The organism is Bacteroides sp. 224 (assembly GCF_010500995.1).
Classification (GTDB): domain Bacteria; phylum Bacteroidota; class Bacteroidia; order Bacteroidales; family Bacteroidaceae; genus Bacteroides.
Genome location: NZ_QVMK01000004.1, coordinates 139453 through 163090 on the forward strand (window position 1 = coordinate 139453; position 23638 = coordinate 163090).

The 23638-nt window shown below is 35.8% G+C and carries 24 protein-coding genes, 1 pseudogene and 1 riboswitch; of the genes and pseudogenes, 11 read left to right on the forward strand and 14 right to left on the reverse strand.

Annotated elements, in window-relative coordinates; all coding sequences use genetic code 11:
- Position 1 precedes the first annotated feature (1 nt).
- A complete protein-coding gene (locus tag D0T60_RS04090) occupies positions 2-778 on the reverse strand; it encodes an AMP nucleosidase (protein WP_163216880.1) in 777 nt (258 codons plus the stop codon).
- Between the two features lie 65 nt (positions 779-843).
- Between D0T60_RS04090 and D0T60_RS04095 the strand changes: the two genes are divergently transcribed.
- Positions 844-1305: a type I restriction enzyme HsdR N-terminal domain-containing protein gene (locus D0T60_RS04095; protein WP_163216881.1), complete on the forward strand. Its 462-nt coding sequence runs from the start codon at positions 844-846 to the stop codon at positions 1303-1305.
- Positions 1306-1392: 87 nt separating this feature from the next.
- On the opposite strand, the gene D0T60_RS04100 is transcribed toward D0T60_RS04095, so the two are convergent.
- From D0T60_RS04100 to D0T60_RS04160, 13 genes are all read right to left on the reverse strand, one after another.
- Complete coding sequence (locus D0T60_RS04100; RefSeq protein WP_163216882.1) at positions 1393-2214, reverse strand: zinc ribbon domain-containing protein; 822 nt, start codon at positions 2212-2214, stop codon at positions 1393-1395.
- Positions 2215-2219: 5 nt separating this feature from the next.
- Positions 2220-3236, reverse strand: a complete 1017-nt coding sequence (locus D0T60_RS04105; protein WP_163216883.1) for a Nif3-like dinuclear metal center hexameric protein — start codon at positions 3234-3236, stop codon at positions 2220-2222.
- 50 nt (positions 3237-3286) lie between these two features.
- Positions 3287-4006 carry a HesA/MoeB/ThiF family protein gene (locus D0T60_RS04110; protein ID WP_163216884.1) on the reverse strand — a complete coding sequence of 240 codons (720 nt, stop codon included), beginning with the start codon at positions 4004-4006 and terminating at the stop codon, positions 3287-3289.
- Positions 4006-4593: a DUF1287 domain-containing protein gene (locus D0T60_RS04115; RefSeq protein WP_163216885.1), complete on the reverse strand. Its 588-nt coding sequence runs from the start codon at positions 4591-4593 to the stop codon at positions 4006-4008. The genes D0T60_RS04110 and D0T60_RS04115 overlap by 1 nt, the downstream gene beginning before the upstream one ends.
- Before the next feature lie 170 nt (positions 4594-4763).
- On the reverse strand, positions 4764-5879 hold the full coding sequence (gene thiH / locus D0T60_RS04120; protein WP_163216886.1) for a 2-iminoacetate synthase ThiH: 1116 nt from the start codon (positions 5877-5879) through the stop codon (positions 4764-4766).
- A 10-nt stretch (positions 5880-5889) separates the two neighbouring features.
- A complete protein-coding gene (gene thiC, locus D0T60_RS04125; protein ID WP_163216887.1) occupies positions 5890-7584 on the reverse strand; it encodes a phosphomethylpyrimidine synthase ThiC in 1695 nt (564 codons plus the stop codon).
- A 9-nt stretch (positions 7585-7593) separates the two neighbouring features.
- Positions 7594-8364, reverse strand: coding sequence for a thiazole synthase (locus D0T60_RS04130; protein WP_163216888.1), 771 nt, complete (start codon positions 8362-8364; stop codon positions 7594-7596).
- Entirely contained in the window at positions 8361-8993 is a 633-nt protein-coding gene (locus D0T60_RS04135; RefSeq protein ID WP_163216889.1) for a thiamine phosphate synthase, read from the reverse strand. The genes D0T60_RS04130 and D0T60_RS04135 overlap by 4 nt, the downstream gene beginning before the upstream one ends.
- 1 nt (position 8994) lies before the next feature.
- Positions 8995-9606, reverse strand: a complete 612-nt coding sequence (locus D0T60_RS04140) for a thiamine phosphate synthase (protein WP_163216890.1) — start codon at positions 9604-9606, stop codon at positions 8995-8997.
- 3 nt (positions 9607-9609) lie between these two features.
- A complete protein-coding gene (gene thiS, locus D0T60_RS04145; RefSeq protein WP_203558276.1) occupies positions 9610-9813 on the reverse strand; it encodes a sulfur carrier protein ThiS in 204 nt (67 codons plus the stop codon).
- Positions 9810-10631: a bifunctional hydroxymethylpyrimidine kinase/phosphomethylpyrimidine kinase gene (thiD, locus tag D0T60_RS04150; protein ID WP_163216891.1), complete on the reverse strand. Its 822-nt coding sequence runs from the start codon at positions 10629-10631 to the stop codon at positions 9810-9812. Before thiD ends, thiS begins: the two co-directional genes overlap by 4 nt.
- Before the next feature lie 48 nt (positions 10632-10679).
- Positions 10680-10773, reverse strand: a riboswitch (TPP riboswitch).
- Between the two features lie 80 nt (positions 10774-10853).
- Complete coding sequence (locus D0T60_RS04155) at positions 10854-11645, reverse strand: ABC transporter permease (protein ID WP_163216892.1); 792 nt, start codon at positions 11643-11645, stop codon at positions 10854-10856.
- An 18-nt stretch (positions 11646-11663) separates the two neighbouring features.
- The gene (locus D0T60_RS04160; RefSeq protein ID WP_163216893.1) at positions 11664-12287 is read right to left on the reverse strand and encodes an ATP-binding cassette domain-containing protein; all 624 of its coding nucleotides are present in this window, start codon (positions 12285-12287) and stop codon (positions 11664-11666) included.
- A 687-nt stretch (positions 12288-12974) separates the two neighbouring features.
- Here D0T60_RS04160 and D0T60_RS04165 point away from each other — a divergent pair.
- From D0T60_RS04165 to D0T60_RS04210, 10 genes and pseudogenes are all read left to right on the forward strand, one after another.
- Positions 12975-13514 carry a ferredoxin domain-containing protein gene (locus D0T60_RS04165; protein ID WP_163216894.1) on the forward strand — a complete coding sequence of 180 codons (540 nt, stop codon included), beginning with the start codon at positions 12975-12977 and terminating at the stop codon, positions 13512-13514.
- Positions 13511-14536 (forward strand): annotated as a pseudogene (locus tag D0T60_RS04170) (agmatine deiminase family protein); the annotation flags it as partial. The gene D0T60_RS04165 and the pseudogene D0T60_RS04170, both read left to right, overlap by 4 nt.
- A complete protein-coding gene (locus D0T60_RS04175; protein WP_163216896.1) occupies positions 14533-15417 on the forward strand; it encodes a carbon-nitrogen hydrolase in 885 nt (294 codons plus the stop codon). The pseudogene D0T60_RS04170 and the gene D0T60_RS04175, both read left to right, overlap by 4 nt.
- A gap of 172 nt (positions 15418-15589) precedes the next feature.
- Complete coding sequence (rfbH, locus tag D0T60_RS04180; protein WP_163216897.1) at positions 15590-16939, forward strand: lipopolysaccharide biosynthesis protein RfbH; 1350 nt, start codon at positions 15590-15592, stop codon at positions 16937-16939.
- 8 nt (positions 16940-16947) lie between these two features.
- A complete protein-coding gene (gene rfbF, locus D0T60_RS04185; protein ID WP_163216898.1) occupies positions 16948-17724 on the forward strand; it encodes a glucose-1-phosphate cytidylyltransferase in 777 nt (258 codons plus the stop codon).
- A gap of 2 nt (positions 17725-17726) precedes the next feature.
- Positions 17727-18800 carry a CDP-glucose 4,6-dehydratase gene (gene rfbG / locus D0T60_RS04190; RefSeq protein ID WP_163216899.1) on the forward strand — a complete coding sequence of 358 codons (1074 nt, stop codon included), beginning with the start codon at positions 17727-17729 and terminating at the stop codon, positions 18798-18800.
- A complete protein-coding gene (locus D0T60_RS04195) occupies positions 18800-19684 on the forward strand; it encodes an NAD(P)-dependent oxidoreductase (RefSeq protein ID WP_163216900.1) in 885 nt (294 codons plus the stop codon). Before rfbG ends, D0T60_RS04195 begins: the two co-directional genes overlap by 1 nt.
- A gap of 5 nt (positions 19685-19689) precedes the next feature.
- Entirely contained in the window at positions 19690-21456 is a 1767-nt protein-coding gene (locus D0T60_RS04200; protein ID WP_163216901.1) for a hypothetical protein, read from the forward strand.
- A 29-nt stretch (positions 21457-21485) separates the two neighbouring features.
- Positions 21486-23246 carry a hypothetical protein gene (locus D0T60_RS04205; RefSeq protein WP_163216902.1) on the forward strand — a complete coding sequence of 587 codons (1761 nt, stop codon included), beginning with the start codon at positions 21486-21488 and terminating at the stop codon, positions 23244-23246.
- A gap of 3 nt (positions 23247-23249) precedes the next feature.
- Positions 23250-23636, forward strand: coding sequence for a GtrA family protein (locus tag D0T60_RS04210; protein ID WP_163216903.1), 387 nt, complete (start codon positions 23250-23252; stop codon positions 23634-23636).
- Positions 23637-23638 lie beyond the last annotated feature (2 nt).

Below are 23638 nucleotides of genomic sequence, written 5' to 3' on the forward strand. Positions count from 1 at the left end.
TTTACCAATCAAATTTTAGATGTTTTACTGTCTTCTGCTTATCAATTATCATTCGAAGAGAAGCAATTCCCATTTCCACATGCTCCTGAACAAATGTTTTGGTTACAATTGTATCGCTCTTTTCGGTTTTTACACCTTCCGGAATCATAGGTTGATCGGATACCAAAAGCAACGCTCCGGTGGGAATATGATTGGCAAACCCAACACTAAATAGTGTAGCAGTTTCCATATCTACAGCCATAGCCCGGGTGGTACGCAAATACTCTTTGAAAGCGTCATCATGCTCCCAGATACGACGGTTGGTGGTATAAACTGTCCCTGTCCAATAATCAAGCCCATTGTCACGGATAGCCGATGATACAGCACGTTGCAACATAAAAGCAGGAAGAGAAGGCACTTCGGGAGGAAAATAATCATTGGATGTACCTTCACCTCGAATAGCCGCTATCGGTAGAATCAAGTCTCCGATTTTATTTTTTTTATCAATACCCCCGCATTTCCCCAAAAACAAACAAGCTTTAGGTTTTACAGCGCTCAATAAATCCATAATGATAGCTGCATTAGGACTACCCATACCAAAATTAATAATGGTAATTCCCTCTGCAGTGGCAGATATCATATTAGCGTCTTTACCATGAATCGGAACATCAAATATCTCCGCAAATATTTCTACATACTTATTGAAATTAGTCAACAAAAAATATTTACCGAAGTCTTCCAGGTTTCTTTTTGTGTAGCGAGGAAGCCAGTTTGCTACAATTTCTTGCTTTGTTTTCATTATAATCCATTAAATTTGTGTTCCTGAAATTACAGGAATCATTATTTAACTTACAAAAATAATAAATGTTATCGTTAAACCTACCTGAATGTAGCACGAAAGTTATTCTTCAAAACGGGAAAGAAGCAATTTTTGATATTATTCGCAAACGATATGTTGCGTTAACTCCTGAGGAATGGGTGCGACAGCATTTTGTCCATTTTCTTATTTCGCACAAAGGCTATCCTAAATCACTAATGGCGAATGAGGTAAAAGTTAAACTCAACGGTACTTGTAAACGCTGTGATACTGTTTTGTTCGGAAAAGATTTATCAGCACGGATGATTGTAGAATATAAAGCTCCTTCGGTAGAAATCACCCAAGCAGTGTTTGATCAGATAACCCGCTATAATATGGTATTAAAAGTCGAATATCTGGTGGTTACCAATGGATTGGATCATTATTGTTGCAAAATAAACTACTCAGATATGAGCTATAGCTTTTTGAGAGAGATACCTCAATACGAGGAGTTAAAAGATAAGAGTTAAAAGAAAAAAGTAAAGAGAGGAAGATAAAAGTTACTGAATTAAACTTATACTTTCCTCTCTTTACTTTTAACTATTATATTTTAGTTCTTAACTTTCCTTGCTTCTGCTTGTTCTCTTCTTTACCGGTGCTTCTTCTTTTACCTCTAAAGTAATTCCAGCCAATTCCGGGTCAATCATGATACGACCGCAATATTCGCAAACAATGATTTTTTTACGAGAACGAATATCCAACTGTCTCTGAGGTGGAATTTTATTAAAGCAACCACCACAAGCATCACGCTGAACATATACAATTCCCAATCCGTTTCTTAAATTCTTGCGAATACGTTTAAAAGATTGAAGTAAACGAGGTTCAATGGTTGTTTCCAGATTTTTAGCTTTTTCTCTGAGTTTTTCTTCCTCTTGCTTAGTTTCAGAAACGATTTCATCCAACTCGTTTTTCTTTTGTTCCAAATCTTTCTTTCTTTCTTCCAAAGCTTCGGCACTGGCAACAATTTCTTCCGATTTTATTTTTTCCTCTACAGTAAACTCTTTGATGCGTTTTTCGCAAAGTTCCACTTCCAAGTTTTGGAATTCGATTTCTTTAGTTAAGAAGTCATATTCGCGGTTGTTACGAACATTTTCCTGTTGGTCCTGATATTTTGCAATTGTAGCTTTAGCTGTTTCTATTTCAATTTTCTTAGCAGCGATTGCTGATTTCAGTTCTGAAACTTCTGCTTTAATTTTATCTATACGGGTTGACAGACCTGCAATTTCATCTTCAAGGTCTTGCACTTCAAGTGGTAATTCTCCGCGTAAAGTTTTAATCTTGTCTATTTCTGACAACATTGTCTGCAACTCGTACAAAGCTTTGAGCTTTTGTTCCACTGTCAACTCTTTCGGATCAGTGTTTTTAGTTTCTTTTGCCATTTAATTTATAAATATTTAATAGGATTCGTATTTACTTTACTATAATGAAGGTCGAAGTTTGGCAATAGCCCTTTTATAATGGAATAAAAAATTTCTTTTGTATATTGTTCACTTTCGTAATGTCCGATTTCAGCTATCAGCAAATCCGATTCATGACCAAAATATTCATGATACTTCATCTCTCCAGTAATAAAAACATCTGCTTGTCGAGCTATGGCTTGAGGAAGTAGGAAGGCACCGGAACCACCACAAAGAGCTACTTTCTCTATTAATCGGCCGGATAGTTTATTATGTTTCAGACAATCTACTTCAAAGATTTTCTTGACGCGTTTTAGAAAATCGAGCTCCGTTTCCGGCTTTTCTAATTCTCCAATAATACCGGAACCTGCCTGTTTCCAGGAGTTCTTTAAGGGATAGAAATCAAAAGCAGGTTCTTCATAAGGATGCGCAGTTATCAAAGCCTTCAATACTTGCGACTTTTTATATGCAGGAAGTATGGTCTCTATACGCAATTCATTTTCGCGATGCAATTCACCAACGGAACTGATATGACCGCAACCTGCATTAAAAAGGGCTTCGCGAACAATTTCACTTTGCGCAACCGGAACAAATGTTACTAATTTAAGTAAACTGTCTTCTTTTTCGGACAGGAAACTTATATTTTTCAATCCGATTTTCTCTGCTATTTTGTAATTGACTCCGCCCACAGCGTTATCCAAATTGGTATGGGCAGAGTAAACAACTATATCATTCTTGATAGCTTTCATGATACAGCGTTCCACATAATCCCTTCCGGTAATGGATTTATAGCCTCTAAAAATTAGCGGATGATGAGATATGACAAGATTGCACCCTAATGAAATAGCTTCATCAAGTACAGATTCAGTAACGTCAAGACACAACAAAGCCCCTGTTGTTTCCGCATCTGTTAGTCCGATTTGCATGCCGGCATTATCAAATCCGTCTTGCAAGGGCAGAGGCGCGAACCGTTCAAGGGCGCTTACTACTTCTTTAATTTTCATTATTATAGAAAATTGAAATGCAAATATACATATAAAGACTGAGAATCCACTCAGGAGCAACAACAATTACTTGTTTTTTTAACTTTAAGCGTATAAAAAGTCATGGTTTTAGCATCTATCAGGAGCAATTTATTGGTAAGCAGCTCTCCTACTCCCGTAAAGTATTTTACCACTTCCGTAGCTTGAATGCTTCCAACAATTCCAGCCACAGCACCTAAGACACCTATTTCGGATGACGTTGCCACATCACCTTCTGCCGGAGGTTCAGGAAAGGCACAACGATAACAGGCACTTTCCGGAAGAATAGTCATAACCTCCCCTTTCATTGCTGTAACCGCGGCATGGCAATAAGGTGTTTTAGTCTTCACACATATATCATTAATAAGGAATTTGGTATCATAATTATCGCTGCAATCCACAATGAAATCATAATTCCGGGCTAAGTTTTCTCCATTTTGAGCTGAGAATAATTCTATATATGTATGAAATTTGATATCCGGATTTAGCTTTTCTAATTTTTCTTTGGCAGAGTCCACCTTATAATTATATAGATTTTCTGTATAGTGCAGAATCTGGCGTTGAAGATTAGATATATTCACCTTGTCACTATCTATCATACCAATTGTTCCCACTCCGGCCGCTGCCAAATAAAAAAGAACCGGAGAACCCAAGCCCCCCACTCCTATTACTAACACTTTGGCATTCTGCAATTTATCCTGTCCTTCTTTTCCAAAACCGGGTATCAGAATGTTACGATAATATCTCTCCATTATTTTTTATATTTGTAATGACCGATTATTTTAAAACTGAATAAACAATCTTCCACTACTTGTCCATACCCAATGTTGTGAATAACCTTATATCTGTTGCCTGCTGCATTCTTCTCCTTGACGACTAGCCCTATATGTGTCATTCCATTTGAAAGTCGCCAGCAAACAACATCGCCGGGATTATAATCTTCTCCTTTTTCCGACATTGGAAGAATGGTTCCTTTCCGAGAGAAAAATGTCATTAAATTAGGAACCCGTCGATGATCTATATTGGTATCCGGCTTCTTGAGTCCCCAAATCTTGGGATAAAGAGAAAAATTAGCCCTCATATCCGTATGAACTTCTTTTTGCAAATCTATATTTTCCAAACGGTATGTCCGGATTATTACATCGGTACACACTCCTTTAGATGAAGCTACGTCTCCATTGGGATAAGATATTCGTGTATATGCCGGATCATAAACCACGTTAGGATTTACAATTTTCATGGCTGCATCAGCCAAACGGGAATAAAAATCTTCTTGGGCAACCAGATTAAAAACGAAGACCCAGCCAAAAATAAGTAAGACAGATAATCTTTTTCTCATGACTTTTATTTGCTTGAAGAATGATTATAAGCGATTTATATTATTTCGAACCGCAGAGTTTCGCAGATTAACGCAAAGTTAATATTTATATATAATAATACATAAAACTCTGCGTTAATCTGCGAAACTCTGCGGTTTAAAAAGTAAAAAATATGATTATTAAAGCCTGATTATTGCAAGCTAAGATCCCAATCTTTCCAAATCACTTCATATCCCTGTTTCTTTACAGCACTCAATACTTCCTCTGGAGTGCGTCCGTCATTTATCTCAAATTGTTCCAGTTCATTTTTATAAACGGCATATCCTCCGGGATCAGTTTTAGAGCCTGCACTTAAGGAAGTTATTCCTAAAGTAGTCATACAATCTCTTAATCTGCTTTCTTCTCGGGTGGACATAGCTATCTCAATATCATGGTCGAATATCCGGAAAGCAAAAACTAATTGTGCAAATTCTTTATCACTCATAATTACATTCGGTTGAAAACCATTTCCCATATAGGGGCGCATTCGTGGAAATGATAAAGAATATTTCGTCTGCCAATATGTTTTTTGAAGATATCGAAGATGAAGAGCCATCATTGTTGTATCTGTTCGCCAATCCTCTAAACCGATCAGTACTCCCAGCCCAATCTTATGTACACCCGCTTTTCCCATTCTTTCATAACCATCAATTCTCCAATCGTATTTGGATTTCATGCCTTTCGGATGATATATTTTATACCGTTCTTTATTATAAGTTTCCTGATAACAATACACGGCATTCATTCCGGCATCCGTGAGTTGTCGGTATTCATTTTCTTTCAGCGGTTGTACTTCAATAGAAATAGAAGAAAAATAAGGCTTTACCAACTCAATGGCGTGTGCAATATAGTCTGCGCCGGCATCCCGGGGATTTTCGCCGGTAACTAATAAAAGATGTCGAAAGTCTCCTATTTTCTTAATGGCTTCTACCTCTCGGAGGATTTGCTCATCAGTCAAAATAATTCTTTGTATGTCATTGGAATGATTAAATCCGCAATACACACAATGATTGATACACGAGTTGGTTAAATACAATGGCACATAAAATTGAATCGTTTTTCCAAAGCGTTGTTGGGTGTACTTTCTGCTCAATACAGCCATCTGTTCCAGATAAGGTTGAGCGGCCGGAGAGATCAAAGCCATAAAATCTTCTATGGAACACTTACTTTTACTCAGGGCAAGTTCTACATCTCTTGTGGTTTTGGAATAAACAGAAGCTTTGATATCTTCCCATTTATAATTATTTATTAATTCTTTAAACTCCATTTCCTATCCTTTAATTGATGCAATCGTTCATTTCTTTGGTTAGCTTCATGGCACAAAAATGGGGACCGCACATGGTACAATGTCCGCTTTCATCATCCAGTCTGCCTGCCTTATAATATTCGAGGGCTTTTTCGGGGTCCAGAGATAAATTAAACTGATCTTTCCAACGGAAATCGAAACGAGCTTTGCTCAATGCATTGTCTCTGACTTCTGCTCCCGGATGTCCTTTAGCCAAATCGGCTGCATGGGCGGCTATTTTATAGGCCACTACTCCTGCCCTCACATCTTCTTTATCCGGCAGAGCTAAATGCTCTTTAGGAGTTACATAACAAATCATGGCTGTGCCATAACGAGCGATTTGTGCTGCTCCGATAGCAGATGTGATATGATCATATCCCGGGGCAATATCGGTGGTAAGAGGTCCTAAGGTATAAAAGGGTGCTCCATGACAATGCTTGATTTGCTCGTCCATATTTGCTCGAATCTTATGCATGGGAACATGTCCGGGGCCTTCAATCAAAACTTGTACATGATGTTTCCAAGCTATTTGAGTTAATTCCCCCAAAACGGAAAGCTCCGCAAATTGCCCGGCATCGTTAGCATCGGCAATACATCCCGGGCGTAATCCGTCTCCTAAAGAAACAGCTACATCATATTGTTTTAATATTTCGCAAATCTCCTCAAAGTGAGTGTAAAACAGATTTTCTTTTTTGTGTTGAGTCATCCAATTAGCTATAATAGAACCCCCACGCGAGACAATACCCGTAGTACGATTTTTCAGTAAAGGTAAATGCGATCGGAGTAAGCCGGCATGAATAGTAAAATAATCTACTCCCTGTTCACATTGTTCTATCAATGTATCCCGATAAATATCCCAATTAAGATCGGCAGCTTTTCCATTCAATTTCTCTAAGGTTTGATAAAGAGGCACAGTTCCCACAGGAACCGGTGTATTACGGATAATCCATTCGCGGGTTTCATGAATATGATCTCCGGTTGAAAGATCCATCAAGGTATCCCCTCCCCATTTGCAACTCCAAATGGCTTTTTCTACCTCTTCATCAATGCCGGACATCAAAGAAGAATTTCCGATATTGGTATTAATCTTTACCAGAAAGTTTGTTCCAATAATCATTGGTTCAGCTTCCGGATGATTGATATTGGCCGGTATAATGGCTCTTCCTGCAGCAATTTCTTCCCGAACAAATTCAGGAGTAATATGGCTTTCGATGCCAAGTTCTTCATTTTGCAAATTCTCTCGGATAGCCACATACTCCATTTCAGGGGTGATAATTCCCTGTTGTGCATAATACATCTGAGTGATTGTTCGACCCTGCTTTGCTCTTCGTGGATGGTTAATCACAGGAAAACGAAGATCATCCAAGGAGGAGTTAAAAAGTCGCTCATTACAATAATTGGAAGAGAAAGCAACAAGATGTTCCGTATCTTTTCTTTTTTCAACCCATTCTTCCCGAAGTCGAGGAAGTCCTTTAGTGATGTCTATTTCTATGGAAGGATCCGAGTAAGGTCCGCTTGTGTCATAAATAGTCACCGGGGAGTTCTCTTCTGTTTTCTTTTCTCCATCTGCTATACGAATAGTATCCAATAAGGACACTTGACGCATGGCTACCTTAATATCATGTATCTTCCCCACCTGATATATTTTATGGGAAGAAGGATAAATAATTCGTTGTTCTTTTTTCATGGTTTCAGTTTAATCGTTTAAAAATGAAGTTAAGGGACTACTTGCAATGGCCGTATTCGTTTGTCCTGCCAACCCAGCTTCATACCCGATCCTACCGGCTTCCACTGCCATTTGAAATGCTTTGCCCATTGCAACAGGATCTCCGGCCACGGCAATGGCTGTATTTACCAATACGGCATCTGCTCCCATTTCCATTGCTTCGGCAGCATGAGAAGGTGCTCCGATACCTGCGTCAACAACCACCGGAATATTGCTTTGTTCAATAATGATCTCCAATAAATCGCGCGTACAAAGACCTTTATTTGTGCCTATAGGTGCCCCCAAAGGCATAACTGTAGCAGCTCCGGCAGATTCCAGGAGTTTGCATAACACCGGATCGGCTTGAATATAAGGTAGAATTACAAAACCTAATTTGGCCAGTTCTTCGGTTGCTTTCAATGTTTCAATGGGATCCGGAAGTAAATAGCGCGGATCGGGATGAATTTCCAACTTCAACCAATTTGTTTCAAAAGCATCACGCGCAAGTTTAGCTGCAAAAACAGCTTCTTTAGCATTTCGTACACCGGATGTATTAGGCAATAATTGGATATGAGGTTTTTGAATATGTTTCAACATATCATCTTCTTTATTTTCAGGGTCTAACCTTTTCATGGCTACGGTCACCATTTCGGTTTGAGAAACCTCAATAGCTTTACTCATTACATCATTTGAACTGAATTTTCCGGTCCCAAGAAAAAGACGAGAGTTAAACTCTTTTCCTGCTATCACTAACTTTTTCATTGTTGATATGTATTTATTAGATTTACAATTCGTTGTGTTTCTGCCACAGGATCTGCAGCATTCAAAATGGTGGAAGAAAGCGCGATACCCGAAACACCTGTTTGCATAATCTCAGGAATATCATTTATAGTTATTCCTCCGATGGCTAATATAGGTAAGTGTATGTGACGCTCTCTACAGTTGTTTATAATCCGACGATATCCTTCCAAACCGATTATCGGACTTAAATTCTTTTTGGTAGAAGTAAACCTGAAAGGACCTAAACCTATATAATCAACTCCCTCTTCATCTAATTTTCGGATATCCTCAAAGGTATTGGCCGTTCCACCAATTATAAACCGATTTCCTAATATAGTACGTGCTGCAGAAGGAGACATATCTAATTTCCCCAGATGAACGCCCTTTGCTCCGATTTCCTCACAAACACTCACATGGTCATCAATGTAAAGTTGTGCCTCATATTGATTACATAGTTTTAAGCTTTCTGTTCCAGTTTTTTGGATTTCTTCCAGATCAGCCTCTTTCATTCTTAACTGTATTTGTTTGCAACCACCTTCTAAGGCTATTTGCACTGATTGCAGATAAGAATATTTTTCTGTTTGATGAGATATAAATAATAGTCCTTTCATATTATAGTAATGTTTCACATATATTTTGCAATGCAACAAAACGTTTTTGTAATGCTTTCACATCTTTGTCTTTTTCAAATTCCTGCCAAAGAGTTCCCAATACAGCCACTCCTCCAAATCCATAGTTATGTATTAATGGTATATTGTTGATCGTAATTCCTCCCAGAGCGATAGTTTGAGAATGAATAATTCCTTGTTTATGAGCTTCGGATAATTGCTCTCCTGTAAAAGAACTCTCATAGCCCGCTTTGGAAAGGCTATTGAATATCGGACTCAGAAACACATAGTCGCAAACATTCAACTGTTGTGTACATTCATCTAAAGAATGACAGGAAGAACTTAACATTCTGTTTTTATAAACAGGAGCTACAGGGTTTCTTCTATTTAAATGAAGTCCTTTTACAGTATAAGAATCAGCCAATTCAAAATGATCATGTAACATGATTCTCGAATGAAATTCAGACGAAATACTCTGCAATAAATTTTCAGTCTCTTCCAGTGAAACCTGCGGCTTTCGCAAATGCAATGTAGATAATCCCACTCTAAAAAGAGCGTTTAGTACATCTCCTTCTTTAGGAAACAAATTCTCAGAGGTAATTACAATTAGTTTCATAATTTACCCTCCTGAAACAGCATGTATCAACATCAACTCCATATCGTTCGATAAAATAGTTGTTTCCCATAACTCTTTCGGAATAACCTCATAATTAATCGCAATAGCAATTCCTTGCGGTTTAATTTCAAGGCTTTCTATAAATGAAATGAGCGTTGTACCCACTTCAATCTTATATGGTTTGTTGTTTAACTGAATGGTAATCATATTTTTAGTTTTAATGATTGAGGATGAAAGAAGTGATTGATGGGACCATTCCCACCATTAAAATCAGCATGAGATCCGGATTTAATCGCTTCAGTGATATATTCTTTAGCATTTTTTATAGCAACAGTCATTTCATCTCCCAATGCCATATATGCAGCAATAGCAGAAGCCAATGAGCACCCTGTGCCGTGCATATTGAGTGTACGAATAAAACCGGAAGAAAAAGACTGAGGAGCCGAATCTTGAGAAAAAAGAACATCTACTGATTCTTTGTTATCAGTCCAATGCCCGCCTTTAATCAATACAGCTTTGCAACCTTGATTCAAAAAATAATCTCCGGCTTGGGCTCTGTCTTTCTCGTTTTTGATAGGTATGCCTGTTAGCAATTCTGCTTCGGGAATATTGGGAGTCAACAAACTAACACGAGGGTATAGTAGTTCCTGATAGGCATTTGCCAAATCGGCTTTAGTTAAATTTGCACCAGTAGTAGCAACCATCACAGGGTCTACAATAACCCTCTTTACCTGATATTTATCGATGGCTTGGGCTACAATTTCTATAATTTGTGGAGTAACCAACATACCGGTTTTAAGAACATCCATCTGAAGATCGTCAAGTACAGTTTCCAATTGTTGACGAATGATATTGACAGATAAAGCTTCTACGGCACGTACTTCATGTGTATTCTGTGCTGTGATAGCTGTAATCACCGATGCTCCAAATACACCTAAAGCAGAAAATGTTTTCAGGTCTGCCTGAATACCGGCACCCCCTCCACTATCCGAACCCGCAATGGTTAATGCTGTGGGATATCTCATAATTGTTGCATTTAATTACAAATAAGCAACCAAGAGATATCTTTACTAAGAAGAGAATCTTATCATTCCTACGTCGGTATTATCCGCATCAGGTTATAAGGGTATAATCTCAGCCTTTGGTAGGGCACCCCTTGATTGTTGTTGCGCAAAGATAGTGTTTTTATTTAAACACCTTATTTTTCAATGCATATTTTTCATCAACTACTTCATCTTTTAATTCATTCATTTATCTTCTTTCATTATATGAAGGAGATTTCCGAAGCTATCAAATGATTTGCGTGAGGCAAGTGAAATGGTAATCATTAACGAAAGCATAGAAGCAGAGAATGTAATTACCATAATCATCATTTGATATTTAATGGCTACATTTGGATTACTTCCTCCCAGAATCTGCCCAATCATGGTACCCGGTAAAGCTACCAACCCCATCACTGCAATATTAGCAATGAGAGGACTGAATGCTTTTCGAAGAGCTTCCCGAATAAAAGGCGCTTGGGCTTCTTGTCGGGTAGCTCCGTTACCAAGCAGATAGTAATATTGTTGGTGTTCTCGTTGTAGCCCAGTATAATAGGCGTTCAAAGCAATTACATTAGAAGAAAGCATATTGCCCATCAGAATACCAAATATAGGTATAAAATATCGGGCACTGAAGATATTGTCTAATTGAAGTACAAATCCTAAAAAGTACAATCCGATAAGGACAACAGAAGTCAGAAAGCCAATGCAAATAGGCAACAAAAGAATCTTTGTCTTTATTCGTGTGCGGGATATAGCGGTTTGGGAAGCCACTAAAATCATGATAACCACCCACAGAAAGTTAATCCACGGATTATCCCATATAAAAAGATATTGAAGATATACTCCTACCAGAAGTAACTGAATAATCATTCTTACAACTCCTATAATAGTTGCTTTAACCAATCCTGTTTTAAACTTCCAAAGATAATAGATGGGAATAATCAATAATAATAACCCTATTCCTAAACTTAGATACGAAATATCTATTGTACTCATTCTTCAACTATTCTTTATTTATAAATAAATTGTTTTATCACAACCTGACGCAAATCCTTTGTCATGAGAAACCGACAAAACAGCCGTTCCCTGAGCTGCTGTCTTTCGAAAAAAAGCTAATACCCGATCCATAGATATACCATCGAGTGCCGAAGTTGGTTCATCAATAATTATCAGAGGTTTATTGAGCATGGCAGCTACAATTAGCATAATGCGTTGCCGTTGCCCGCCTGATATTTCAGTAACACGTTTATTATATAAATCCTGGTTTAAGCCTAACTCAACAAAGTTCTCCATAAGTTTATCTTTGGAAAAACCGGCTTTCTTTTTATTGGCTTTCAATTCAAAAGGAAGTTTAATCATTTCGCTGACCCATTCAGCAGGAAGTGAAAGTTCCTGTGGTATCCAAGCTATTTGTTTCCTGATTGTATCAATAGTGAATTTATCGAGTTTGATTCCATTTACTTCAATTTCTCCTTCTCGTAAAGGAATAAAGCCCATAATAGCATTTAATAAGGACGTTTTCCCTCTACCCGACTCTCCAGAGATACAAATCATCTCACTTTGGTAAAGGTGCATATTTAAACCTGAAAACAGGATGTCTTCTCCAAAAGCAATACTTGCATTGGTAACTTTCAACATACAACATAATTATTAGCCTGTAAAGTTAATGGGATTTTGAGATTAATAAATACCCAAGAACCTCTTTTTAATTATTGTTTAGAGATAAACGAAAGCATCCTATAATAGTTATTCTGTGGAAAACTTAAACGGATTTAGAGCCAATTCTTGCAAAAAGTACCTGTACTTATACAAAATATAGCACTAATTTTGGGGTACTATTAATCGGTACAATTCATCAATATGTAACAATATACAACTTTAGAATAGTATATAAATCGATTTATTTCAAACCTTGGGATTACCTGTTTTAAAGTGGCAAACAAATTGTTTTCCGGTTTCAAACTACTTGTTTCATAGTAGCAAACAAGTAGTTTCATACTGGCAAACTGATAGAAACTACTCGGCAAATTCCCCAGTAAATAGTACACTAATTTTATCAAATCACAAGCGTGCTGGCAAATTTGCCGTCACGCTGCCAACACGGGTTGCCAGCACGCTTTAACTGATTAAATATCAATTAGATACAAGCGAATCGTGCTGGCGTGCTGGCAAAAATGCAAAAAACAAAATCATGGGAGGGAAAGAAGAAATAACTAAAATAGAATAATTTCTTAATAAAGCATATTATAATTTTAATTCCACAGGCAAGGGTTATACTAATACTATTTTTTATCTTTGCCCGTTAATTTATAAAGAGACTAAGTTATGATATTGAATGAACGCGATTGTCGTCACGAAGAAGCAGTAAATGTAGGCAGACAAATGATGGTTGCTGCCCGTACAGCCCCCAAGGGCAAAGGTGTTGATATTATAGAAACAGCACTCATTACAGGAGAGGAGATACAGATTCTTTCCGAAACTATGATTGAAATTAATAAAGAAAACGGTTTCAAATTCTTTCTTCGGGATGCCGAAAACATTCTAAATGCCGAATGCATTATATTAATAGGTACAAGAGAACAAGCTCAAGGACTGAACTGCTCTCATTGTGGTTATAATACTTGCGCAGAAAGACCCAGCGGCGTTCCCTGCTCTCTGAATGCAATTGACTTGGGTATTGCCATAGGTTCGGCCTGTGCAACAGCCGCCGATCATCGGGTAGACAGCCGCGTTATGTTTTCTGCCGGGATAGCCGCGCAACGATTAAACTGGTTGGAAGACTGTAAAATGGTAATGGCTATCCCTATCAGTGCATCTTCTAAAAATCCTTTTTTCGATCGAAAACCTAAAGATATTAATAAATGAGACAAGCTCATTTGCCTGCCGAATGGTATCCGCAAAGCGGGGTACAACTGACATGGCCCCATAAAGAAACGGATTGGGATTATATTTTATCTGAAGTTCAGGAGTGTTTTATTCGCATAGCTCATGAAATAGCTAAAAGAGAACTACTTTTGATAGTAACCCCCAATCCCGAAGAGGTAAAAGCACAGATTGAAGAGCGTGTTAATATGAAAAACGTTCGTTTTCTTACCTGTGATACCAATGACACATGGGCAAGAGATCACGGTGCTATTACAATTATAGATGGAGATACTCCCATTCTACTTGATTTTACATTTAATGGTTGGGGACTAAAATTTGCGTCTGATAAAGACAATCTGATTACTCGCCATGCCGTAAAAGAAAAAGCATTGAAAGGAATATACGAGAATTGTTTGGGATTTGTATTGGAAGGAGGATCAATCGAAAGCGACGGAATGGGCACCTTACTTACATCATCTGCTTGTTTGCTTTCTCCAAATCGAAACGGGCAGATGAATAAGGTAGAGATAGAAGAATATTTAAAATCAGTATTCCATTTACAGCAAATTCTATGGTTAGATTATGGTTATTTGGCCGGAGATGACACCGATAGCCATATAGATACATTGGCCAGATTTTGTTCTCCGGACACAATTGCATATATACAATGTACAAATCCTGAGGACGAACATTACGAAGCATTGCAGCAAATGGAAAAACAACTCAAAAGCTTCAGAACATTATCTGGGAAACCATATAAGCTATTTGCTTTACCTATGGCAGACAAAATTGTGGAGAATGGGGAAAGATTGCCGGCCACTTATGCTAACTTTTTGATTATCAACGAAGCTGTACTATTCCCAACTTACAATCAAGCGGAAAATGATTTAAAAGCCGAAGAAGTATTAAAAAAAGTTTTCCCTAATCATGCAGTAATTGGCATAGATTGTCGTTTATTAATAAAACAACATGGTTCATTGCATTGTGTAACTATGCAATATCCACTAAATGTTATAGGATGAAAAAACTAAAAGTAGGGTTGGTTCAGCAGGCAAATACATCCGACGTAGAGAAGAATTTGGAGAATCTGGCAAAGAATATAGAGCTGTGTGCACAGGAAGGTGCGCAACTCATTGTCTTGCAAGAACTTCATAATACACTTTATTTTTGCCAGACAGAAAATACTCAGTTATTTGATTTAGCGGAACCCATTCCTGGTCCTTCTACTGAGTTCTACTCCAAATTAGCAAAAAAATACAATATAGTATTGATTACCTCCCTGTTTGAGAAACGAGCACCAGGATTATATCATAACACCGCAGTTGTATTTGATACTAATGGAGAGATAGCCGGAAAATATAGAAAGATGCATATCCCCGATGATCCTGCATATTACGAAAAATTCTATTTTACTCCCGGTGATATTGGATTTGAGCCCATACAAACATCTTTAGGGAAATTAGGAGTACTTATTTGCTGGGATCAATGGTACCCGGAAGCGGCCCGATTAATGGCATTAAAAGGGGCAGAAATTCTAATCTACCCAACTGCTATCGGCTGGGAAAGCAGTGACACCCCCGAAGAACAAAGTAGGCAATTAAATGCATGGATAATTTCGCAACGTGCTCATGCCGTAGCCAATGGAATTCCGGTTATTTCTGTTAACCGTGTAGGTCACGAACCCGATCCTTCATCACAAACAAATGGTATCTCATTCTGGGGAAATAGCTTTGTTGCAGGTCCTCAAGGGGAAATTTTGGCGCAGGCAGGCAATGAGAACCCAGAGAACATCATTGTAGATTTAGATCTTACACGTTCGGAAAATGTACGTCGCTGGTGGCCTTTCCTCCGAGATAGAAGAATTGATAAATATCAAGGGATGATGGAAAGATATTTGGATTGAATATTAAATAACTAATAATACTACAGAAATAACTCTCAAATGACATAAAATAATCTGGTTATTATACACACACATTACTCAGTATTGAAATTTTATGTTACTTTTGCGGATTTATTATGAGTAGTTAGTAAACTACTAAATTTGCACTATAGATTTTTATATATATATTTTAATGGAAACTAAAAGCACTGATCTGAAAGACCAAATATTATCTTTAGTATCTGAATACTATAAACAGAAGTTTGGTGAAACCAAAGCATTTGTCCCTGAGAAAATGTTCGTAAATTATGGAGGACGATATTTTGATGAAAAAGAACTAATAAATCTTGTTGACTCTTCGCTGGATTTCTGGTTAACAGCCGGTCCGTGGGCACATAAATTTGAAAAACGATTTGCACAATGGCTGGGGGTTTCTTTCTGCTCATTAACAAATTCCGGGTCTTCAGCTAATCTTCTTGCCTTCATGGCACTAACAGCCCAAGAACTGGGTGATAGACGCATCAAACGTGGAGATGAGGTTATTACTGTGGCATGCGGTTTCCCTACTACTGTAACCCCATGTATTCAATATGGAGCAGTTCCGGTTTTTGTTGATGTTACAATACCTGAATATAATATTGATGTAACTCAGCTTGAAGCAGCTCTTTCACCTAAGACCAAGGCTGTAATGATAGCCCATTCATTAGGAAATCCTTTTAACTTAGCTGCCGTAAAAGAATTCTGTGACAAACATAACCTTTGGTTAGTTGAAGATAATTGTGATGCATTAGGTTCTACCTATACTATAGGAGGAGAAAAGAAAAAAACAGGTACTGTGGGGCACATTGGCACCAGTAGCTTCTACCCTCCTCACCACATGACTATGGGAGAAGGCGGTGCTGTATATACAAACGATCCACTACTACATAAACTCGTAAATTCTTTCCGCGACTGGGGACGTGACTGCTGGTGTGTAGGAGGTATTGATAATACATGCAAACATCGTTTCGATAAACAATTTGGCGAGCTTCCGGTAGGATACGATCATAAATATGTTTATTCTCATTTCGGATATAATCTGAAAGTAACAGATATGCAAGCAGCCATTGGTTGTGCACAATTAGATAAACTGGATGATATAGTAGAAGCCCGCAAAAGAAACTTCTCTATATTGAGACAAGGTCTTGAAGGCATTGAAAGTCTGATACTTCCCGAACCTCAAACAGATTCAGAGCCCAGTTGGTTTGGCTTCTTGATTACAGTGAAAGAAAATGCAGGATTCAGCCGGAATGATTTAGCCAAACATCTGGAAGAAAAGAAAGTTCAAACCAGAAATCTTTTTGCCGGCAATTTGTTGAAACACCCTGCCTTCGATGAAATGAGAAAATCGGGAGAAGGCTATCGAGTGGTTGGAGATCTTAAAACAACTGATTACATAATGAATAATACATTATGGATTGGAGTTTATCCGGGAATGACTGATGAAATGTTGCAATACATGATATCTGTTATAAAAACTTTTACTTTAAAGCACACTAAATAATTTTAATAATGAAAGCCGTAATTCTTGCAGGTGGCTTCGGTACACGATTGAGCGAAGCTACTACATCGATTCCTAAACCTATGGTTGAAATTGGAGGTAAACCTATTCTTTGGCATATCATGAAAGCTTACAACTACTACGGCATTAATGAATTTATTATTTGCTGTGGATATAAGCAATATATAATCAAAGAATATTTCGCCAACTATTTTCGACATAACTGTGACCTGACAGTAGACCTATCGAATAATACAGTACAAGTACATGACTCCCACTCCGAGAATTGGAAAGTTACTATGGTAGACACCGGTTTAAATACAATGACCGGAGGACGCATTAAGCGTATTCAACAATATGTAGGCAATGAACCATTTTTGTTGACCTATGGTGATGGAGTATCCGATTTGAATATAGCCGATTCAATAAAAGCTCATCAAGAATCCGGATGTATTCTTTCTGTTACTGCTTATAAGCCGGGAGGTAAATTTGGAGCCTTACAAATAGATTTGGAAACTGATAAAGTCCTTTCTTTTCAAGAGAAACCCGATGGAGACCGCAACTGGATTAACGCAGGATTTTTCGTTTGCGAACCAGAAGTTTTTGATTTTATCCCAGATGGAGACAATGTAACCTTTGAACGAAAACCCTTGGAAAACATTGCTCGTGCAGGTAAAATGCATGCTTATCGTCATAACGGATTCTGGAAACCAATGGATACTCTAAGAGATAACAACGAGTTAAATGAAATGTGGGATGCCGGAGAAGCGCCCTGGAAAGTATGGTAAACATGTCTATAGATTTATATAATAATTTCTATCGAGGCAAACGCGTTCTAATTACAGGACATACAGGATTTAAAGGATCTTGGATGGCTATTTGGCTACACCAGCTTGGAGCCGAAGTAATTGGGTTTGCGCTTGACCCTGCTACTGATAAAGATAATTATGTTCTTTCCGGCATTGGGAGCAAGATTACAGATATACGAGGAGATATTCGCGATGGTAATCTCTTAAAAGACGTTTTTCAACAATACCAACCGGAAATTGTATTTCATCTGGCAGCTCAACCCTTAGTTAGGTTAAGCTACGAGATACCCGTTGAAACATACGAAACCAATGTAATGGGTAGCATTCATGTAATGGAAGCCATCAGAGTAACCCCCAGTGTAAAAATTGCTGTTATGATAACCACAGATAAATGCTATGAAAATAAAGAGCAGATCTGGGGGTATCGTGAGGATGAACCAATGGGAGGATATGACCCCTACTCCAGTAGTAAAGGAGCAGCAGAAATTGCTATTGCTTCATGGCGTCGCTCTTTCTTTCATCCCAACAGTTATTCCAAACACGGAAAATCAATAGCCAGTGCTCGTGCCGGTAACGTGATTGGTGGTGGCGACTGGGCACTGGATCGAATAATCCCCGATTGCATAAGAGCATTGGAAGCGAACAAAACAATTGATATTCGCAGTCCCAAAGCTATCCGTCCGTGGCAGCATGTATTAGAACCTTTAAGTGGATACATGCTATTAGCTCAAAAAATGTGGAATGATCCCATCAGCTATTGCGAAGGTTGGAACTTTGGTCCTCATGCCGAATCCATAGCTAATGTATGGGAAGTAGCTACACAAGTTATAAAAAGCTACGGAAAAGGCGAATTAAAAGACCTCTCCGACCCTACAGCCGTTCATGAAGCTAAATTGTTGATGCTTGATATTTCGAAAGCGGTGTTCAAGTTAGGATGGAAGCCTCGATTAAATCTTTCGGAAACGGTTGGGTTGACAACTGAGTGGTATAAGAGGTATAAGAAAGAAAGTGTGTATGATTTGTGTGTGGAACAGATAAAATCTTTTACTTTATAATGAAGAATATTTTATTAACTGGAGGAAATGGATTTATTGGTAAAAATATTCTTGAGAGTTTTTTAGCTGATAAATATTCTATAAAAGCCCCCTCAAGTAAGGAATTAGATTTAGTTGATGAAGAAAGTGTAGAAAAGTATTTCTCAACATATTCTCCAGACATTGTAATTCATGCAGCAGTAAAGCCAAGTCATCGTAATGCAATAGACTTTAATAATATACTCTATTCAAATACAAGAATGTTTTTCAACTTGGAAAGATATTCACAGTATTTTGAAAAGATGTTAGTTATAGGATCTGGTGCTATTTATGATATGCGATATTATCATTCTAAAATGAAAGAAGAAGATTATATTAGGCATATCCCTGTTGATGAACACGGCTATTGCAAATATATCTGCGAAAAGGTTATAGAAAAGTCTTCAAATATTTATGACTTACGAGTTTTTGGAATTTATGGAAAATATGAAGATTATGCCATTCGATTTATTTCAAATGCTATTTGCAAAACAATATTTAATTTACCAATTACCATTAAACAAAACAGAAAATTTGATTATCTTTTTATAGATGATTTAATGCCTATATTAGATTGGTTTATTACACAAAATCCTCTGTACAAATCCTATAATATTACTCCAGACAATTCTGTTTCCTTACAAGAATTAGCTTTTTTAGTTAATCAGAATGCCAATAGAGAATTACCAATTAAAATAGTACAAGATGGTTTAGGATTAGAGTATAGTGGTGATAATTCAAGACTAAAGAATGAGTACCAGAGTATACACTTCACATCTCCATCCGAAGGAATTAAAAAATTATTCAAATGGTACAATAGTCGTAAAAACATAATCAATAAAGAGTTACTACTGATAGACAAATAAAAAAAATGATTCAACGTTATTTATATAATTATAAAGTAGGAATTGCAATTTCAATTGCTTTCTTTTATCAATTAATCTGTATTATTCAAGGATTTGATCTATCAGATGAAGGCTGGTTAATGTACTTCTATCAACAAATATTTAGAAATCCAGAAAGTGTAGAAGCACAGATGCCCTACTGGTTTACTGGAATTATTGGAGGTCTATGGTATAAACTATGGCCAGAAGGTGGTTTTTTCTCTATGCGCCTATTAGGTATAATGATTAATACTTTTATGCTTTATGTTATCTATCGGTTTCTAAAACGATTTATAAATACTCCTTTATTATTAATTGCTTTGTTAGCTCAGGTTTTAATAGTTTCCGGAGACCCTAAGCCTTTTGGCTATAACCCATTATCAGCTTTTTTAGTAATATTTGTCATTATCATATTCTATTATGGGGTTGAAAAGAAAAATGTTTTTTATTTCATAACAGGCGGTTTTATTTTAGGCTTAACCTTTTTTGTTCGATTACCTAATGTAGTATATTCTATTTTCTTATTATTAATACCATTTTATCAATCAATAAAAGAGAAAAAGTTGATTCTCATAAATAAGCAAATTATATCAGCAATTCTAGGGGTTATTATAGCGATATTTTTTTGTTTAGCTTTAATGAAAGTTCTGGGGCATTTTGAGATTTATGTAAATTCAATATCTGATATAATAAACACTTCTTCAGATGAAACTAATTCGCATAAATTAGGGACAATGCTATCAATTTACATTAAAAACTATGTTAGTATATTGTACATAGCATCTTTTTTTCTTGGACTAGGATTGATTTATATTGTTCTTAGATATTATATCTCAATAAAAATATTTAGCTATTTTCTTCAAAGTTTGATTACTGTTTTTATAGGATATTTATCTATAAAATATAATCAAGCGCTAAGAGACTATGATATGTTTTTTATTAATTTCATATCCTTATTGGGGATTATTCTTTTATTTTTTAATTGGCGTAAAGAGCAAGTTAGCATTAAATATATTGGAATAGCATCTTTACTTATGGTATTATTCACATCTGTAGGAAGTGATCATGGTATACTTACTATGTGGACATCAACATGGTTATCATTGCCTTTCGCTATAGCATATATATATAAATCTATTCAGGATTTTAAAATTAAATTCAAAAAGATTCAGCTTATTATTCTCAAAAAAAGTATTATAGAGTATTCAATTATTATTATTGTAGTCTTTTTTATTACTGGTATTTATAAAGTAGATTGTTGCGCATACTATGATCCTGGTTGTAGAAAAGAAAAAATATTCTCTATCAACAATAAATTTTGCCATAATATCTACACTAATGAATATAGAACCAAACTAACTAATGAATTATTAGTTGGTTTATCATTGTATGTTAAGCCAAATGATTATTTATTGGCATATGATTTTATTCCGGGAATAAATTATCTTACAGAAACACGTTCTTATACATCAAATTCATGGATACATTTTTATTCAGATAATAGATTACACTTAGCATTAGAAAAAGCTGTAATAGAGAAAAAGACTCTTCCTGTAATTGTTAGGCATCATTTTCTACCCTGTAACAAATGGAGCGAATATGATCCAGACTATTATAATGAAAATCGTCCGGAAAGTCCTCATTTCAAAAATAAACGTACTCAAGCTATAAATAGATTCATATCAAGTTATGATTATAAAACAGCTTGGAGTAATCAACATTTTGAGATCCTAATTCCACAAAACATATATTGATAATAGATATAATATAAATAAAACTTCTTATGGTTCAATTCATTAGTAAACACAAATTGGCAATTACTTTATTAATAGCTTTCCTATATCAATTATTGTGTATCATCCAAGGATTCGATTTATCCGATGAAGGATGGTTAATGTATTTCTGCCAACAAATATTTAAAAATCCGGAATGCGTAGAAGCACAAATGCCTTATTGGTTTACAGGAATAATAGGGGGAGCATGGTATGAGCTATGGCCAGGAGGCGGTTTTTTCTTTATGCGCTTTTTAGGAATAAGTATAAATACTTTAATGGCATATTTGATTTATACATTTCTAAAACGATTTATAGATAATCCATTATTGTTACTAGGTTTATTAGTTCAGGTAGTAGTTGTAGCAGGTGATCCTAAACCATTTGGATATAATCCACTATCAGCTTTCCTAGTAATCTTCGTTATTATTTTATTTTTTAGTGGAATGGAGCAAAAGAAACTGTCACATTTATTTTTAGGTGGCATCATATTAGGATTAAACTTTTTTGTTAGACTACCTAATATCTCTTATTTAGTATTCATTCTGCTTATTCCAATTTACCATTACATAAAATATAATAAAATTGTTATTATAAATAAAGAAATGCTCATTTCAATATTAGGAGTATTAACAGCTGTTTTAATTTGTATAGTTTCAATGAAGTCACTTGGTCACTGGAATTTGTATCTAAATTCTTTAACTGATACTATTGCGAGTGCTTCTGATGAGACAAACTCTCACCAGCTAGGTGCAATGTTGCTAGTATATTTGAAAAACTACAAAGGAATTTTTCTTGTTGGCCTCTTTTTTATTGGAATAGGTGTTTTTTATTCTTATTCTACAAACAAAATAAAAAGCATATATTATAAACGAATTATTCAAATTATACTCCTATTTTTTATAAGCTATTTATCCATAATGTTAAATAAGGCTTTGAGGCATAATGATATGTATTTCGTTAATTTTATTTCTTTATTAGGAATTATCCTACTTTTTATTAACCGAAAAAAAGAGTCGTACAGATTAAAATTTATTGGACTTGCATCTTTGTTTATGGTTTTGTTTATATCTATTGGTAGCGATAAAGGCATAAAAACAATGTGGACTTCTACATGGCTTTCACTCCCATTTGCTACAGCATATATTTATAAATGTATCAGAGGATTTAAATTTAAAATAAGAAACACTGAAGTTCTCGTTTCTCGGAAAAGTATCATTGAATATTCATTAATTGTTAGCATAGTCTATTTTGTTACAGGTATTTACAAAGTTGATTATCAGGCATATTATGATCCTGGCAGTAGATGTGAGAAACTATATGCTATAGATAATAAGTTCACAAGATTGGTTTATACAAATGAATATAGAGCGAAAATAACTAATGAGTTATTAGAAAAGCTACCTGAATATATAAAACCAAATGATTATCTGCTTGCCTATGATTTTATTCCCGGAATCAATTATATGACAGACACTCGTTCATATACTCCCAATTCATGGATTTGGTGTTATTCAGGGCATAAATTTGAATATGAACTTAAAAAGGCTGTTATCCAGAAAAAAGAATTACCTGTAATTGTTAGACAACATTTTATTGCAACGAATAGATGGGGGGATTATGATAAGAATTTCTATAATGAAAACCGAATAGAAACCGGATATTTCAAGAAAAAGAGAACACAAGTTATCAATTCTTTCATTTTAGAAAATAAATATATATCAGTATGGAATAATAAAAATTATGAAATACTTATTCCTTCTAAAAAATAAATCATGAATATTTTTTTAAAAAAGGTCAATACTGAGATTATTCGTTTTATTTGTGTTGGAATTATCAATACATTATTTGGTGTTGGCCTATATTGTTTATTCATATATCTAGGTTTATCTTATAAATTCTCTGTGCTTTTAAGTACAATATTAGGAGTTTTATTTAATTTTAAAACAATTGGTACTTTTGTTTTTAAGAATAAAGAAAACAAATTAATTTTCAAATTTATAATTTCATATACTATTACTTATTTTATAAATATTGGATTAATTAGAATTCTTCTTATGTTTGAAGGAACCAACGAATATACTGCAGGTATCTTTTCAACACCTATCGTTGCGATTATATCATACATTATCCAAAAGAATTTTGTATTCAAAAAAGCCTAATT

Coding starts and splice junctions, on each gene's coding strand:
- D0T60_RS04090 (WP_163216880.1), bottom strand. CDS start 778: ATGAAAACAAAGCAAGAAATTGTAGCAAACTGGCTTCCTCGCTACACA.
- D0T60_RS04095 (WP_163216881.1), top strand. CDS start 844: ATGTTATCGTTAAACCTACCTGAATGTAGCACGAAAGTTATTCTTCAA.
- D0T60_RS04100 (WP_163216882.1), bottom strand. CDS start 2,214: ATGGCAAAAGAAACTAAAAACACTGATCCGAAAGAGTTGACAGTGGAA.
- D0T60_RS04105 (WP_163216883.1), bottom strand. CDS start 3,236: ATGAAAATTAAAGAAGTAGTAAGCGCCCTTGAACGGTTCGCGCCTCTG.
- D0T60_RS04110 (WP_163216884.1), bottom strand. CDS start 4,006: ATGGAGAGATATTATCGTAACATTCTGATACCCGGTTTTGGAAAAGAA.
- D0T60_RS04115 (WP_163216885.1), bottom strand. CDS start 4,593: ATGAGAAAAAGATTATCTGTCTTACTTATTTTTGGCTGGGTCTTCGTT.
- thiH (WP_163216886.1), bottom strand. CDS start 5,879: ATGGAGTTTAAAGAATTAATAAATAATTATAAATGGGAAGATATCAAA.
- thiC (WP_163216887.1), bottom strand. CDS start 7,584: ATGAAAAAAGAACAACGAATTATTTATCCTTCTTCCCATAAAATATAT.
- D0T60_RS04130 (WP_163216888.1), bottom strand. CDS start 8,364: ATGAAAAAGTTAGTGATAGCAGGAAAAGAGTTTAACTCTCGTCTTTTT.
- D0T60_RS04135 (WP_163216889.1), bottom strand. CDS start 8,993: ATGAAAGGACTATTATTTATATCTCATCAAACAGAAAAATATTCTTAT.
- D0T60_RS04140 (WP_163216890.1), bottom strand. CDS start 9,606: ATGAAACTAATTGTAATTACCTCTGAGAATTTGTTTCCTAAAGAAGGA.
- thiS (WP_203558276.1), bottom strand. CDS start 9,813: ATGATTACCATTCAGTTAAACAACAAACCATATAAGATTGAAGTGGGT.
- thiD (WP_163216891.1), bottom strand. CDS start 10,631: ATGAGATATCCCACAGCATTAACCATTGCGGGTTCGGATAGTGGAGGG.
- D0T60_RS04155 (WP_163216892.1), bottom strand. CDS start 11,645: ATGAGTACAATAGATATTTCGTATCTAAGTTTAGGAATAGGGTTATTA.
- D0T60_RS04160 (WP_163216893.1), bottom strand. CDS start 12,287: ATGTTGAAAGTTACCAATGCAAGTATTGCTTTTGGAGAAGACATCCTG.
- D0T60_RS04165 (WP_163216894.1), top strand. CDS start 12,975: ATGATATTGAATGAACGCGATTGTCGTCACGAAGAAGCAGTAAATGTA.
- D0T60_RS04175 (WP_163216896.1), top strand. CDS start 14,533: ATGAAAAAACTAAAAGTAGGGTTGGTTCAGCAGGCAAATACATCCGAC.
- rfbH (WP_163216897.1), top strand. CDS start 15,590: ATGGAAACTAAAAGCACTGATCTGAAAGACCAAATATTATCTTTAGTA.
- rfbF (WP_163216898.1), top strand. CDS start 16,948: ATGAAAGCCGTAATTCTTGCAGGTGGCTTCGGTACACGATTGAGCGAA.
- rfbG (WP_163216899.1), top strand. CDS start 17,727: ATGTCTATAGATTTATATAATAATTTCTATCGAGGCAAACGCGTTCTA.
- D0T60_RS04195 (WP_163216900.1), top strand. CDS start 18,800: ATGAAGAATATTTTATTAACTGGAGGAAATGGATTTATTGGTAAAAAT.
- D0T60_RS04200 (WP_163216901.1), top strand. CDS start 19,690: ATGATTCAACGTTATTTATATAATTATAAAGTAGGAATTGCAATTTCA.
- D0T60_RS04205 (WP_163216902.1), top strand. CDS start 21,486: ATGGTTCAATTCATTAGTAAACACAAATTGGCAATTACTTTATTAATA.
- D0T60_RS04210 (WP_163216903.1), top strand. CDS start 23,250: ATGAATATTTTTTTAAAAAAGGTCAATACTGAGATTATTCGTTTTATT.